This window comes from Bacillus sp. BSL6, assembly GCF_052928345.1.
The window spans coordinates 115,857-130,637 of the sequence record NZ_JAVGCW010000004.1; the positions used below are offsets into that span (position 1 = coordinate 115,857).

Annotated in this window: 13 protein-coding genes, 1 pseudogene and 1 other annotated feature; of the genes and pseudogenes, 12 read left to right on the plus strand and 2 right to left on the minus strand. The window is 31.9% G+C overall.

The features are described from left to right. Nucleotides 1-133: 133 nt before the first annotated feature. The 8 genes from RCJ96_RS14625 to RCJ96_RS14660 all read left to right on the plus strand — a co-directional run bounded on the left by RCJ96_RS14625 (nt 134) and on the right by RCJ96_RS14660 (nt 9,022). A complete protein-coding gene (locus RCJ96_RS14625; protein WP_270796552.1) occupies nt 134-2,272 on the plus strand; it encodes a penicillin-binding protein in 2,139 nt (712 codons plus the stop codon). A gap of 187 nt (nt 2,273-2,459) precedes the next feature. Further along, nucleotides 2,460-3,056 carry a TetR family transcriptional regulator C-terminal domain-containing protein gene (locus RCJ96_RS14630; RefSeq protein ID WP_001042679.1) on the plus strand — a complete coding sequence of 199 codons (597 nt, stop codon included), beginning with the start codon at nt 2,460-2,462 and terminating at the stop codon, nt 3,054-3,056. 84 nt (nt 3,057-3,140) lie between these two features. Continuing rightward, a complete protein-coding gene (locus RCJ96_RS14635) occupies nt 3,141-3,962 on the plus strand; it encodes an SDR family NAD(P)-dependent oxidoreductase (RefSeq protein WP_270796550.1) in 822 nt (273 codons plus the stop codon). A gap of 55 nt (nt 3,963-4,017) precedes the next feature. Beyond that, nucleotides 4,018-4,276 (plus strand) — a binding site (T-box leader). A gap of 65 nt (nt 4,277-4,341) precedes the next feature. After that, nucleotides 4,342-5,580 carry an MFS transporter gene (locus tag RCJ96_RS14640; protein ID WP_416504530.1) on the plus strand — a complete coding sequence of 413 codons (1,239 nt, stop codon included), beginning with the start codon at nt 4,342-4,344 and terminating at the stop codon, nt 5,578-5,580. Nucleotides 5,581-5,690: 110 nt separating this feature from the next. Next, nucleotides 5,691-6,713, plus strand: a complete 1,023-nt coding sequence (locus tag RCJ96_RS14645) for a serine hydrolase domain-containing protein (RefSeq protein WP_416504531.1) — start codon at nt 5,691-5,693, stop codon at nt 6,711-6,713. A gap of 4 nt (nt 6,714-6,717) precedes the next feature. Beyond that, nucleotides 6,718-7,311: a GNAT family N-acetyltransferase gene (locus RCJ96_RS14650; RefSeq protein WP_416504532.1), complete on the plus strand. Its 594-nt coding sequence runs from the start codon at nt 6,718-6,720 to the stop codon at nt 7,309-7,311. Nucleotides 7,312-7,509: 198 nt separating this feature from the next. Beyond that, nucleotides 7,510-8,016 (plus strand): DUF3189 family protein, encoded by a 507-nt coding sequence (locus RCJ96_RS14655; protein WP_000576325.1) that lies wholly within the window; start codon nt 7,510-7,512, stop codon nt 8,014-8,016. A gap of 199 nt (nt 8,017-8,215) precedes the next feature. Continuing rightward, a complete protein-coding gene (locus RCJ96_RS14660; protein WP_000831945.1) occupies nt 8,216-9,022 on the plus strand; it encodes a DegV family protein in 807 nt (268 codons plus the stop codon). 99 nt (nt 9,023-9,121) lie between these two features. On the opposite strand, the gene RCJ96_RS14665 is transcribed toward RCJ96_RS14660, so the two are convergent. After that, the gene (locus RCJ96_RS14665; protein ID WP_416504533.1) at nt 9,122-9,694 is read right to left on the minus strand and encodes a DJ-1/PfpI family protein; all 573 of its coding nucleotides are present in this window, start codon (nt 9,692-9,694) and stop codon (nt 9,122-9,124) included. 471 nt (nt 9,695-10,165) lie between these two features. Here RCJ96_RS14665 and RCJ96_RS14670 point away from each other — a divergent pair. The 3 genes and pseudogenes from RCJ96_RS14670 to RCJ96_RS14680 all read left to right on the plus strand — a co-directional run. Continuing rightward, nucleotides 10,166-10,529, plus strand: a pseudogene (locus RCJ96_RS14670) (recombinase family protein); the annotation flags it as partial. A gap of 96 nt (nt 10,530-10,625) precedes the next feature. After that, a complete protein-coding gene (locus RCJ96_RS14675) occupies nt 10,626-11,588 on the plus strand; it encodes a helix-turn-helix transcriptional regulator (RefSeq protein WP_416504534.1) in 963 nt (320 codons plus the stop codon). 74 nt (nt 11,589-11,662) lie between these two features. Next, complete coding sequence (locus RCJ96_RS14680; RefSeq protein WP_416504535.1) at nt 11,663-12,295, plus strand: type 1 glutamine amidotransferase family protein; 633 nt, start codon at nt 11,663-11,665, stop codon at nt 12,293-12,295. A gap of 258 nt (nt 12,296-12,553) precedes the next feature. Here RCJ96_RS14680 and RCJ96_RS14685 read toward each other — a convergent pair whose 3' ends face one another. Continuing rightward, the gene (locus tag RCJ96_RS14685) at nt 12,554-13,069 is read right to left on the minus strand and encodes a hypothetical protein (RefSeq protein WP_416504536.1); all 516 of its coding nucleotides are present in this window, start codon (nt 13,067-13,069) and stop codon (nt 12,554-12,556) included. Nucleotides 13,070-13,515: 446 nt separating this feature from the next. Here RCJ96_RS14685 and RCJ96_RS14690 point away from each other — a divergent pair, with 446 nt between their 5' ends. Continuing rightward, a complete protein-coding gene (locus RCJ96_RS14690; protein WP_416504537.1) occupies nt 13,516-14,739 on the plus strand; it encodes a MerR family transcriptional regulator in 1,224 nt (407 codons plus the stop codon). Nucleotides 14,740-14,781: the final 42 nt, after the last annotated feature.

A 14,781-nucleotide genomic window follows, 5' to 3' on the forward strand; every position in this document is an offset into this window, starting at 1 on the left:
AAACAATAACTAATTTCAGACTGTTTTAAAGGAATTAAAAGGAAATGTTCGAAACATATAGTAGTGAAAGTAAAAACTACATATTTTGTAGCACATCTTTGTAGTAATTAATGGTGAAAGAAAGGAGCGAAATATGCATAAACTTCAAACGAATAAAGGCGCGCGCTATTTTATGATTGCTTTTATTGTTTTGTTTCTTATTATGCTTTTGCGTTTTTTCTATATTCAAGCAGTAGGGGTCGTGCATAATGTGAATGTAAAGGATCTTGCAACTGAACAACATAATAAAAATGGTATTTTGGAAGCAAATCGTGGCACAATATATGATCAAGCTGGAAAAGTGTTAGTTCAAGATTCCACAACGTATCGTGTTGTTGTGAATTTGAAAGGTAATGGCAAATTGAAAAATAAAGATGAAACCGCAGCGCAATTAGCTGATGCGCTTGAAATTAATAAAGAAGATGTGTTAAAGAATTTCCATGAAGGGCGTACGCAAGTTGAAATCGGAAAAGTTGGTCGAAATTTAACGAGAGAAAAGAAAGAACAAATTAGAAAATTAAAAATCCCGGGTGTATCTTTTATGCCTGAGAAAGCAAGGGTGTATCCGAATGAAGATTTTGCATCTTATATACTTGGTTTTGCTAGACCAGACGATAAAGGAAATACAGAAGGGAAATTTGGACTTGAAAAAAGTTTGGATAAATATTTGCGCTCGACAAACGGGAATATAGAGTATGTGGGAGGGCGAGGAGGTATCCCGCTTACAAATGATATAGGAAAAATAGAACCTGCTAAACATGGAAATAACGTATATCTTACGCTTGATAAACAAATTAATAGTTTTTTAGAAGAAGCGATGAATAAGGCGCAAGATCACTATGATTCTTCTATGTTATTAGGTATCATAGCGGATCCAAAGACGGGGAAAGTGTTAGCTATGTCTAGTAAACCTAGTTTTAATCCTAATAAAGGGGATATTGAATATTTTTTAAATGATCCAATCGCCAATGCATATGAACCAGGTTCAACGATGAAAGTATTTACGTTAGCCGCAGCAATTAATGAAGGGGTATATAACGGAAAAGAATATTTCCAATCTGGAAAATATGCAGTTGGTTCATCTGATATAAAAGATCATAATGGTGGATTTGGATGGGGATCTATTACATTTGATGAAGGTTTTGAAAGATCATCAAACGTAGCTTTTTCTATTTTAGAAGATCAGTTATTAAAACCAAATAAATTTAAGCAATATATGAACAAATTTGGTTTCAATCAAAAAACTGGAATAGATTTACCTGGTGAAAGTAAAAATACTTTACTATTAAATACACAAATTCAACAAGTAACAACTTCTTTCGGACAAGGTTCTACAGTAACTCCAATTCAATTAATCCAAGCCGCTACTGCTATAGCAAATGACGGGAAAATGATGCAACCCTATATCGTTGACAAAGTTGTAAATCCAACAAACAAGCAAGTTATTATGGAAAATCAACCGAAAGAAGTTGGCAATCCGATAAAAAAAGAGACTGCGGACAAGGTAAGAGACTTAATGGAGCGTGTTATTACGTCTTCAAAAGGTACAGGTACAATGTATAAAGTCGATGGTTACCCAATAGGAGGCAAGACAGGAACAGCCCAAATTCCGAACCCTGAAAATGGACGATATATGGAAGGTAAAGAAAATTATATTTTTTCATTTTTAGGTATGGCTCCAATTGATGACCCAGAGTTAATTGTATACTTAGCTATTAAGCAGCCGAAGTTAAAGGGAGATGAATATGGAGCTCAGCCACTCGCTGAAATATTTAAACCAGTTGTGAAAAATAGCCTTGAATATTTAAAGGTGAGACCATACACAGAAAAACAAATGGCCGATGCAACGAAAAAATCCCAATTAAAAGTACAAAACTATGTGAATCAATCAATGGGTACGGTAGAGAATAATGTAAAAAAAGAGAAACTCCAACCGATAATTTTAGGAGAAGGAAAAATTAAAAAACAATATCCGCAGTCTGGTGAAGTAATGAGTGAAGGTGATCGTATATTTTTATTAGGAAACAACGCAACAATGCCCAATTTACAAGGTTGGTCCATGCGTGATGTGATGTATTTTTCTAAACTATTAAAATTAGATTTAAAAACTTCAGGTACGGGATATGTAACAAATCAAAGTATCGAAAAAGGACAAGCTATACAAGAAGGTGATGTATTAGAACTAGAATTAGAACCACCATTACAACCGTTAGCAGAGGCAAATACAAATTAATTAGGATATGTGAAGGGTCTATATATAATAGACTCTTTTTTTATAGTTCAAGTAATTTCACGCACCGTAATTTTTATAAAAAATAATAAATAAGATTTTTAACAGTTACTAAAACAGAAAAACCTACATATATTGAAATTAGAACGACTGTTCAAATTTTTGTATGAAACGACGGAAGGAGTCTAAATTGAATAAAAGACGATACGATAGCGATTTAGCCAAAGAAATAATAGCAGAGAAGGCGACAGAATTATTTTCCTTAAAAGGATATACAAGAACTTCAATTGATAACATTGCAAAAGCCTCTGGTTATAGTAAAGGACATATATATTACCATTATAAAAATAAAGAAGAATTATTTGTTTATTTAGCTAAAGACAGTATGAGAAATTGGCACGATAAATGGGAAATAGCAGAAAAACAGTATACAAACGCTACTGGGAAATTATATGGGATAGCTAAATTTGTACTTTATAATTACAAAACGCCATTATTAAGAGCAGGACAAGAACTTGCCTCTGATCCGAGCGCGAACCCTTCTACAATTCAACAACTCTATGGTTTAGCTGTTATCCCTTTAAAAACATATCAAAAAATTTTGGATGAAGGTATACAAAGTGGTGAATTTTATATAGAAAATGTTGAGGATTCAAGTCTTTTATTAGGTTCATGGCTAGGTGGATTATGTCAATTCATTCATTCATTTGAAACAGAGAAATTAGAAGTTTTATTTAATGAAGCCATTACGATTTTTTTACTCTCTATTTCAAACAAACATGCGTAGCATTACAAGCGAATTAGAACGATTGTTCAAATCTTTACACTCGTCCGTTTTCATTATATGTATTAACAACAGGAGGTTTTTTATATGGATGAACAAAGAGTCGCAATTATAACTGGCGGAGCTTCTGGTATCGGTAAAGCTTTAGCTATTCAATTAGCAAATAAAGATATATTTGTAATTATCGCAGATATTAATGAAACAAGTGGTCAAGAGCTTGTGAATAATATAAAAAATAATAATCAACTAGCTAGGTTTGAATATTTAGATGTTACTAACGCTGAATCCGTAGAGGAACTTATTATAAAAATAGTTAATGAGTTTGGTAGAATTGATTATATGTTTAATAATGCTGGAATTGCTATGTATGGAGAAGTATTCGATATGTCTTTAGATAATTGGAAACATATTATTGAAATAAATTTATTAGGAGTAATTTACGGGACACAATTGGCTTACCAATTCATGAAAAAACAAGGATTTGGTCATATCATTAATACTGCGTCTGCAACAGGTTTAGGACCTGCTCCACTTTGTACCGCGTACGCAACAACAAAACATGCTATCGTCGGTTTAACCACTTCATTACATTATGAGGCAGAAGAATATGGTGTAAATGTAAGTGTGCTTTGTCCAACTTTTGTAGATACACCCATATTTGAAAAATCAATTGCAATTAATATGAATAAGGGCCAAATTATAAAACAACTAAAAACAAATAAGCCGATTTCAGCAGACAAGTTTGCTGAAATTGCACTGAAAGCTATTCATAAAAATAAATTAGTTATATGTCCAATGCCGTTTAAAAAAACAATGGACGTATTCTTTACCTTATTTCCTTATTTTCATAAAAAGCTAATACGTTTCGTATGCCGAATTGGCCGAAAAGCAAAAATGACGCAACTATAAATATCTGATTATTTTATATTTACAGTTAAAATAAATTGTGATAATATGGAAAAAATCAAATGCAGTGAAGAGAAGAGTAAATAAGATGAATTTTTCACAGAGAGCTCCATTTAGCTGAAAAGGAGTAAAAATTCTTTATTGAACCAAGTCTCTGAGCAGCGCATCGGAATCTATTAATAGAGGGTGGTGTGACGGGAGCTCCCGTTATAGAGCTATGGTATAAGCATGAATGAAAATGCAGTACCAGATAAGGTTAATATGGTGACATATTAACAAACTAGGGTGGCACCGCGATGATAAATCTCGTCCCTAAGACTAAAAGTCTTGGGGGTGGGATTTTTTTATTGGTTTAAAACAATTTGGAAAGCGGGGGCCAAAAATGAAAAACTTACTTAAAGATTGGAAATATCCTTTATTACTACTGTCCGGAGTTGGTATTGCAAATTTAGGGGCATGGATTTACTTAATAGCACTGAATGTACTTGTCTATCATATGGGCGGTTCAGCCTTAGCTGTTGCTACTTTATATGTAATTCAACCATTGGCTGCTCTATTTACAAACGCTTGGTCAGGAAGTATGATTGATCGTTTAAATAAACGAAAATTAATGATCCACCTCGATATATATCGCGCGGTATGTATCGCTATTTTACCTTTACTTCCATCACTTTGGATCGTTTATGTATTTGTATTCTTTATTAGTATGGCAAATGCAATTTATGAGCCAACTGCGATGACGTATATGACGAAATTAATACCAGTGGAACAAAGACAACGTTTCAACTCATTGCGTAGTTTAATAGGGTCTGGTGCCTCTGTAATTGGTCCATCGATAGCGGGAGCATTGTTAATAGCAAGTACACCAGAGTTTGCTATATATATGAATGCTATAGCATTTCTCTTATCAGGAGTAATTACATTGCTGCTACCTAATCTTGATAAAAAATCTGATAGTCATACATCAAATGACACATTATCTTTAGCTGTACTAAAAAAAGATTGGAACATCGTTTTAAATTTTAGTAAAAAATCTTTGTATATCGTTTTCGTGTACTTCTTATTCCAAGGGATGATGGTGTTAGCTGCCGCAAATGATTCACTTGAATTGTCATTTGCGAAAGAAGTTTTATTGTTAACAGATAGTGAATATGGCTTTTTAGTTAGTATTGCTGGAGCTGGATTTATTTTAGGAGCAATAACAAATACAATTTTATCAAAAAAATTAACACCTTCATTGTTAATTGGAATAGGATCAGTATTCATCGCAATCGGTTATATCATTTATGCTTTTTCAAATGGGTTTTTAATAGCTGCTATCGGATTCTTTATTTTATCTTTCTCTATGGCTTATGCAAATACAGGGTTTAACACTTTTTATCAAAATAATGTCCCTGTCCATATAATGGGACGGATTGGGAGCATATATGGATTATTTATTGCAGGTATCACCATTTTAATTACGATTTTGTTCGGAGTTGCCACTCAATTTATTTCTATACAACTTGTGGTTATTGTAGGCTCTTTAGTAATGTTATTTATTACTATCATCTTGTGTGTGTTTACTTTATTGCCATCACATTCTAAAGTGCATTCTTCTGAATCGATACATTCGAAATAATTCTCTTAGTTTTGATTTAAATCTTACGATGTTCAATAGGAGGGTTATCCCTCCTATATATGGAAACATAAGAAAGGAGAACAATATTGATAAACGAGGGTGATTTTGTAATGAAAACTAAAGATCAAATAGATAACATTGTAAAAGAAATATATCGTCATATAGATTTCTCTGGAGTAATTTTAGTGAAAGAAAAAAAGGGCATAGTCTATGAAGAGGCGTTTGGTTATGCAAATCGAAATGAGTGTATAAACAATACGCTACAAACTAGGTTTGGAATTGCCTCTGGGTGTAAAATATTCACAGCTATCGGTATCTGTCAACTTGTTGAAAATGGGGTAATTACTTTTCAAACAAAGTTAAAAGAGTGTTTAAGTGTTAACTTTCCAAACTTTAATGAAGATATTACAATACATCACCTTTTGACGCATAGTTCGGGGATTCCAGATTATTTTGATGAAAGTATTATGGATAACTTCGAAAATCTTTGGAAACAAACACCTATGTATTTATTAAAAAGTTTAACAGACTTTTTACCATTATTTCAAGACAGAGATATGATGTATGCACCAGGAAGTAAGTTTCACTACAACAATGCAGGTTTTATCATACTGGGATTAATAATCGAAGAACAGACAGGACTTAAATTTACGGAGTATATAGAAAAAAACATATTTAATCCAATTGGTATGAATCATTCGGGCTATTTTTCTTTAGATAGATTACCAAGGCAGACAGCTCTCGGATATATAAAAGATGAAATTAGCCAGACATGGAGAACAAATGCTTACTCTATTCCGATAAAAGGTGGTTCTGATGGTGGAGCTTTTATTACTGCGTCAGACATGATGAAGTTTTGGGAAGCGTTATTTAACTATGAAATTATAAGCCAAGAATATACAAAAATACTTTTAACTCCTCACATCCAAGTAAATAGTTATCAATCTTACGGCTATGGAATATGGATTGAAATAAGAGAAAACAAGATATTCAAATATCATGTAATGGGATATGATCCAGGCGTCAGTTTTCGCTCGGCCGTATATCCAGACTTAGGGATTACATTAGTTATTCCGTCAAATAAAGGAGCAGGACCCGAAAAATTAATGATAAAAATAGAAGGGGATTTTTAATTATATGAATATAGAAATTAGAGCGTATAGAAAAGAGGATGAAACTGGTTGGGTACGTTGCCGTGTGTTATCTTTTTTAGATACAGTTTATTACGATAATGTATTTAGAGAAAAGGAAAGATATGAACATCCGGCTATTGAACTAGTAGCTGTATATGAAAATCAAATTGTAGGTTTAATAGATATTGAATACGAATTAGAAGAACGTACAGTTTGTTCAAGAGGGACTGGTCTTGGCGGTATGATTTGGCATATTGCAGTTCATCCGGATTTCCGTAGAATGAAAATTGGTAATCAACTATTAAATGAAGCAGAAAAGTTAGCAAAAGAACTTAACCTAAATCGCCTGGAAGCCTGGACTAGGGACGACCTATGGGTACATGGATGGTACGAAAATAACGGATTTGTAAACGTAAATTCATATTTACATGTATATTCCGATCATACAGATGAGATAAAAGGTGTAATAAAAAGTAATATAGATCAGTTATATCCAGTTCAAACATTTGCTCATTATACAGGTGAAAATAAAGAAGAAATAAGAAAACAATTTAAACGAGTTCATGATTGTTTTTGTTTTGAAAAGAATTTTAACTAACAATTTATAAGGGTTAAAGGATATATCTGTTTTAAATAAATATGACTGTTGCATGATGTGCCATAATAAATAGACAAGATATACTCAAAAAATATATAAAGAATTAACAAAAACTGTAAATACATTCATTACTTGTTTATCGATGTTGTGAACGGTAATACTAAATAACATTGAACTTTTATAACAAGGGATGATTATATGATATTCATTTACACGGATTTCGGTGGAACACATTCAACTGCACTCGCTGCAGCTTATCATTTAAATAAATTACCTACGGATCGTAAACTAACAAAAGAAGAAATATTAAATGTAGATTACTTTAATAAATTGAAAACCGAAGATATGGGGAAAATTATTTTTCATGGAATAGATGAAAATGGTAATCCGGTTTATACGATTGGATGTGGTGCATCAAAAGTCGTTGTACCTGCGATGAAACATTTAGGAGAGATCCTGCAAAAACATTATCAAAGTCATGAAAAGATTATTTTTTCTAATACATCACCAACAGTGCCTTTACCAATGACTTTTGGCGGTCTGTTTTCTAGAAGATTTCATATTGACTTTATCGGTGTACCACTACTTATATGGGGTGCAAAACTTAGTTGCGATAACGTACAAAGACTTGTTAGTTATACGAAAGAAGCTGGGCGATTAACAAATGATTATGTTGTGATTTTAGATAATGAAACTTTTAAATAATGTAAGATAAAAAGAAAATCGAGCAAATTTCTTGATTTTCTTTTTTATTTGTGAAAAAGACAAGAAATATTCACATTTATCATCTATCTACTATAGCCAAAACAATAAAGTCCTGTTACTATTACAGGGATATTCTCTTTTCATAACATAAATATATAGAAAAATTAGAAAAGAGGAATTGAATTAAGGGAGGAACAACATGAAGCGTGTTGCTTGGATTACTGATAGTACAACTGCGAGTTTTACAACAGAAGGAGATAACTTTGTTATCCCAATTGAAGTTATTATTGATGGTGTGTCGTACAAAGATTGTGAAGAAGGTGTGCGTGAGCGCGTTTATAATGCTTTAAACGAAGGTAAAACTGTCACTACATCACAACCTAACATAGGGGAAATGGTAGAGTTATTTTCGAAATGCAAAGAAGAATATGAAGAGGGATTTGCAGTTGCTATTAGCGGAAAAGTAAGTGGAACCTATCAAAACATGAAGTTAGCTGCAGAAATGGCAGGTTTCCCATTAACGGTATTAGATAGTGAAACAACAAGTTATCCAATGGATGAACTAATTAGAAAAGCGAAATCGTTATACAATGATGGTATGACTTTACAAGATATACACAAAACATTAGTAGATGAAAAAAGAAGACCTTTCCATGTATTCCCGAAAAGTTTAAAAGGCCTTTATGCAAGTGGACGTGTAAAGGGAGTTCAATTTTTACTTGGAAGTTTATTAAGTGTCAACTTAATATTAGAAGTAAAAGGTGGAGAGCTTTTACTTGAAAAGAAAGTTCGTAAAATCCAAAAATGTCGAGAATACATTAAAAATGAACTTGAAAAAGAATTACCAAAAGTACTTCACATGTTCCATGCTAACGATAAAGATGGAGCTGAAGAATGGATTGCAGATATTAGACAAGCATTCCCTGAAATGGATTTCAAATTATATCCATTACCAATTTCATTTGCGGTACATGCAGGTGAAGGTACAATAGCAATTAGTTATTAAGAAGAAAACCCGTGAATAATTCGCGGTTTTTTTTATTTGAAAATGTGGACACGCCACGTCATTTTATCGTTTCGAGGACTAACCGATCACTCGACTTGATTAAAAATATAAACCTTTGCCTACTGGCTGAACAGTTTCTAGTACGATTTCAACCATTTCTTCATTAATTAGAGTTCTTATAATCCAAGCTGATAGTTCTTGAGCAGCAAAACAACCCGCAGCAGTCGAGATATTTCCTTCGTTTATGAAACTTTGCTCAATAACGTCTACATCAAATTCTTTTAGCTGTTCTACTGCGGAGGGATATGTAGTAGCTTTTTTACCAGTTAGTAATTTTTTAGCTCCTAAAAGTAGTGAACCAGAACACATAGATCCTATTAATTGTCTTTGAGGATCTACATGAATGCTATTAATATATTGTTGGTTTTTATATAAATCCTTTACACCTTTACCGCTTGCAAATATTACAGCGTCAGCAGAAGGAAGATCAGAGAGACTTCCTGTCATGGGAATGCGCAAGCCAGACATAGATATATGAGTTTCTTCCGTTCCTAAAAGCTGGACAACCCAATCAGAAATACCGCCGACTAAACGTACACGATTTAATAAATCCCATGGTAGAAAAACATCTATATCAGTAAAGTTATCGAAACAGACGATTGCAATTTTCATTTCCTAACCCTCCACTTATGTATATCATTTTATTTATAATATAAACATCTCCTTTTTAAGTTCTATATCAAGTTATAAATCCCTGTATATTACACGCAGAGGAAGGAGAAGAGGTGTAGTGATTTTTTAACTCCTCTAAACATAAACAGGTATAATATCTTCATCCTTTCTTATAAATTCACAGATAGAAACACATTTTTATTTTTAGGGGGCATTGTTTCATTAACTTGCTAATCTTATATATAGATTAGCAGCAATCAATAAATTATATGATTTTTATAATTTCCGTAAAAAAATTTTGACGTATTTATTTTTTCAATATAAAATAATATCCATTCATCCAAATTTAACCAATATTATATAAAAGATATATCTTTTTAGTTTTAGGGGAAAGGTTAATATGGAAGCAAAGAAACTAGTTACGCTCGCAGTACTATTTATGCTATTACGCATGTCAGTTCAATTAACTAGAATTCTTCAAGGCAATTCCAGCAACTGAACGAAATCGGAATGGATATTATTTTTGAAGAAAAAGTTTCTGGAACAACAAAATTTAAACTTCTTAAAAGATATATGGTTGGATTTCTCAGAAGAACATCTCTACAGTCAATTCTTAATTACGGTTATGGCAGGTGTAAACCAATTAGAACGTGATCTTATCCGTATGTAGCAGCGTGAAGGAGTTGAACTGGCTAAGAAAGAAGGAAAGTTTAAAATTCGATTAAAGAAGTAACATAAAAATTATGCAGGAATGAATTATGCAGTAAAGCTCTATAAAGAGGGGAATGGGACTGTAAATCACATTTGTGAAATTACAAATGTGTCTAGGTCCTAATGATATAGAAAGCCATTGGAAAGGAACAGTTGATGAGTTATACCAAAAATCAGAAATATATAATAGAAAATAAGTTTCATATAGAGGTGGAATTATATGCCTAAAATTGACAATATGCTAGCAATTCTATGGATGCTTCGTTCAGGTGAAAAAATTACTGCAAAGCAAATTTCAGAAAAGTTAGAGATAAATATAAGGACTGTGTATCGTTATATTGATACAATTTCAACTAGTGGCGTACCTATAATTTCAGAACCAGGACATAACGGTGGATACACTTTATTGAACAATTTTATAGAGGCTCCTCTTTTTTTTGATTTTGAGGAGCAAACTTCACTATATCACGCTGCTGTTTTTGCAGAAGAAGCCGGATATTATGGAGGTGAAGCATTAAATAGGGCCATTTCAAAACTAAGTAAATACTCAAATCAAGAGCAAGAAACAAAGATAAACCAACATTTAACTAGTCTTGAAGTAATAAGTCGATTAAGTTCACTCTCTATAGAAACTTTTTTGAAGGAGTTGGAGCAGGCCGTAGCTGACGGGTACTCAGTAAAAATTCTTTACTATAAAAGTGGCGAAAAGCAATTAAATTATAGATTGGTCGATCCATACAGAATTATCTATTGGAATAATAAGTGGTATGTGATTGGATTTTGTCACCTTAGGAATGATATCCGTAGTTTTAGAGTAGATCGAATTGAAAGTCTAATGCTAACCGAAAATAAGTTTAACCAGCCAGAAAATTTTTCAGCAAGTGACTTTTTTATAAAAAGTCTTCTTCCAACTATAGAAGATAAGGAAAGTATTATTTCTTTGGTTATTAATGGGGATAAAAGTGTATTGGCTGATATTTGCCAACATTGGTTTTTAGGACATTATTTACAAGAACGGACTTCAAATCAAGCAGTTTTTCTTCTGGACAAAGATATGATACATAAATATGTACCTTATTTACTTTTACCGTACAATAAATCTATTAAAGTTATTGAGCCAATAAGTCTTAAGAAGAGAATTATTGAAGTTCTGTCTGAATTAATAAAATTTCATCAAGTATGATAACTTCCCTGACGTTAACTGTCAGGGAAGTTATATTATAATAGCTATATAAATTGTGATTGGAGTGTTATTAGATGCAAACAAAAAAAGTTTTTTTATATGTATTTAATACAATGTCGGACTGGGAATATGGATATTTAATTGCTGAACTAAACTCAGGAAGATATTTCAAAAAAGATTTAGCACCTTTAAAAGTAATTACAGTAGGAGCTAATAAAGAAATGATTACTACTATGGGAGGGCTGAGCATAAAAACAGATATTTCCCTTGATGAATGTACTCTTGAGAGTAAAGATCTTTTAATTTTACCAGGAGGGACTACTTGGGGTGAAGAAATTCATCAACCTATCTTAGAAAGAATTGGCCAAGCTTTAAAGCTTGGCACTATTGTTGCTGCAATTTGTGGTGCAACTGATGCCCTCGCGAATATGGGATATTTGGATACTAGAAAGCATACAAGTAATAACTTAGAATATACTAAAATGGTATGTCCTAACTATAAAGGAGAAAAGTTCTATGAGTTGGGATCTGCGGTATCTGATACGAATTTAGTTACTGCATCAGGAATAGCTCCTCTGGAATTTGCAATGGAGGTACTGAAAAAAATAGATGTATTTACACCAGATACATTACATTCATGGTATAACCTAAATAAGACTCATAAACCTGAATACTTCTTCCAGTTAATGAATTCAATAAAAAAATGAAATAACTAAAAAGCTCAATTTCTCTATTTTGATTTGCAGAGAAGTTGGGCTTTTTAATTTGGAATTCCCTTATCGTTGTAAATCGGTATTTTCCTGACGCTACTCCATCGCTATCAAGCTACGAAATACAAATACCCCCAAAACTTGAAAATTGATTTCTTTATGTGAAAATGTACATTTTTTGTTTTGGGGTGTTATAAAATTCTTAAGTTGATGGGCATGTGGCGGGACCCCGATAAGAAAATTTATCTATGATTATTAAAGTGGCCCACCTTCAAAACCGATCGGCCATCCATTGTCTTTAAATTTTACTTTATACTGAAACTCATAGGAACCTTCATAAATAAACGCTAAACTAAAACCTGGCAATATATAATCGTCAATATTAGCCATCTTTCCAAAAGATATTGTAGATAGGTAGTAGTCCTTCATTTCTTGATTAGGAAAGAATTTCTGTAAATATTTTAATGCACAGCTTATATGGAGATAGAATTCATTGAATATTTTTTCTGCCATATCGATAATCTCCACATTGGGATTTTCATTATTTCCTTGAATAATAATATCTACATCTTCCCACTCTCCAATATTCATGCTACAAAACCACCGTGCCTGTATGAGATACTTCTCATTTTCGCATACAGTAGGATTAACTAGGTTTAATTTTTTCATCTCATCTTTGGTTAGCGGTTTATCAAGAATAAGCTTTTTATACAGAATATCTTTGATGTTCGAGATAATATATTTAGATTTATTTAATTCTAAAGAGTCCATTTTTCACCTCATAAATTATAAAATAAAGTAAATTCCCACTTAATTATATCATCACCCTAATTGAAGATTCCGCCTTTTTCCTTACTACCGATAATGAGACGTTATGTGAACATTATACAACCTAAAATACAGAACATATCACTTTACCCCTATGTAATCTTCTACAGTAATCCTACTTTAATAGTTCAATAAAGTAATGCTATAATGTCCATTTACAGGTACATTTCATTAAGTAGAAAATAATAAATCTATTGAGGTTTAATATTTTTGATACTCATAATTTGACATACATAAAACCAAAAGTTGCATGTTATATTATTAGGCACAACAATATAAATAATACCATTTGTTCATTCCGTAAATAATGTTGATAAAAAAAGGGGAAAGGATTTTTAAAGATAAAAATAGAAATCTATATAAAAAAATATTTAAATGGTAGGGATATTATGAAAATCGGTAAGTTTGGAGAAGTAAATAACATAAGTATTGATACGATTAGACATTATATGGATCTCAGTCTTATTATTCCTGAAAAAAAGGGAGGCCATTATTTTTTTGATGAGTATTGTCAAACAGATTTAGAACTTATAATACATTACAAAGATCTAGGATTTAGCTTGAATGAAATTAAAGAACTATTTTTTTATAAACATTTAGCGAAATCTATGAATTACGAAAAAGATACTTTTTACCAATCTTTATTTAAACTGAAATATGACAAGATGGAACAGGAAATAGAACTTTTGGAGAAGAAACGGGATAAATTAAAGGGAGTGTTACATGATTTATTATTAACAAATGAAACTTCCAATACAATTATAGGGATAGATTTAAGTGTACTACATTTACTGGCATGTTCTAAGTGCAGTAAAAAATTAATTCTTCAAGATGGAATTATTAATAACAATCAAATTATTGAAGGAAAGTTAATTTGTAATTGTGGAGAAGAATACATTATTACTTCAGGAATTATATCTGCTGGGAAATTATTTAAAGCAAATGAGAAAACGTCACTTGAAAATATTATTTCGGATTATATTCATGAAACTGATAATGCATATTTGGAAAATATGCATAGAGAAGGGGAATGGGCGAAAAAGAAACTAATACATTTAGATTTAAATAACAAATTAATACTAGATATAGGATCAGGACTTGGGTTCTTTTTGAGGAGCATTTATGAAGAACTACCCGAAGATTGCCTATATATCGCAGTGGATCGAGATTTCAATAAACTTTTATTTTTAAAAGATGTATTAGCGAGAAGAAATCCGAGAAGAAATATTCTCTTTATCTGTGCGGATTTTTTGAACATCCCTATTCAAAATCGGTCAGTAGATATTGTAATTGATCACTCTGGTACGAGCAATTATAGTTTTGAACATGAGGATTTTTTACTTCACGAATTAAACCCACTTTTTAAATCCGATTGTTATTTATTAAGTTTATTTATTTTATTTAAAAATTTCAGCTTAAATAGCCAAATTACAAATAACTTTCGAGCAAATTTTACACTTTCAAAAATAAAGAAAGAACTCCAAAATCTACAGTTTCAACCCATTGATGAAAGTACTTCAAATTATTTGAAACGAGGCGGAAAGTACGAGGATTTCTTTGTTCAAGGTGAAGAAATTTATACATATTCATTTTTCGGAAAAAGATGGGGTTAACCCCATCTTTTATTTATTTCCCCTTAAAATTATTCAAATCGT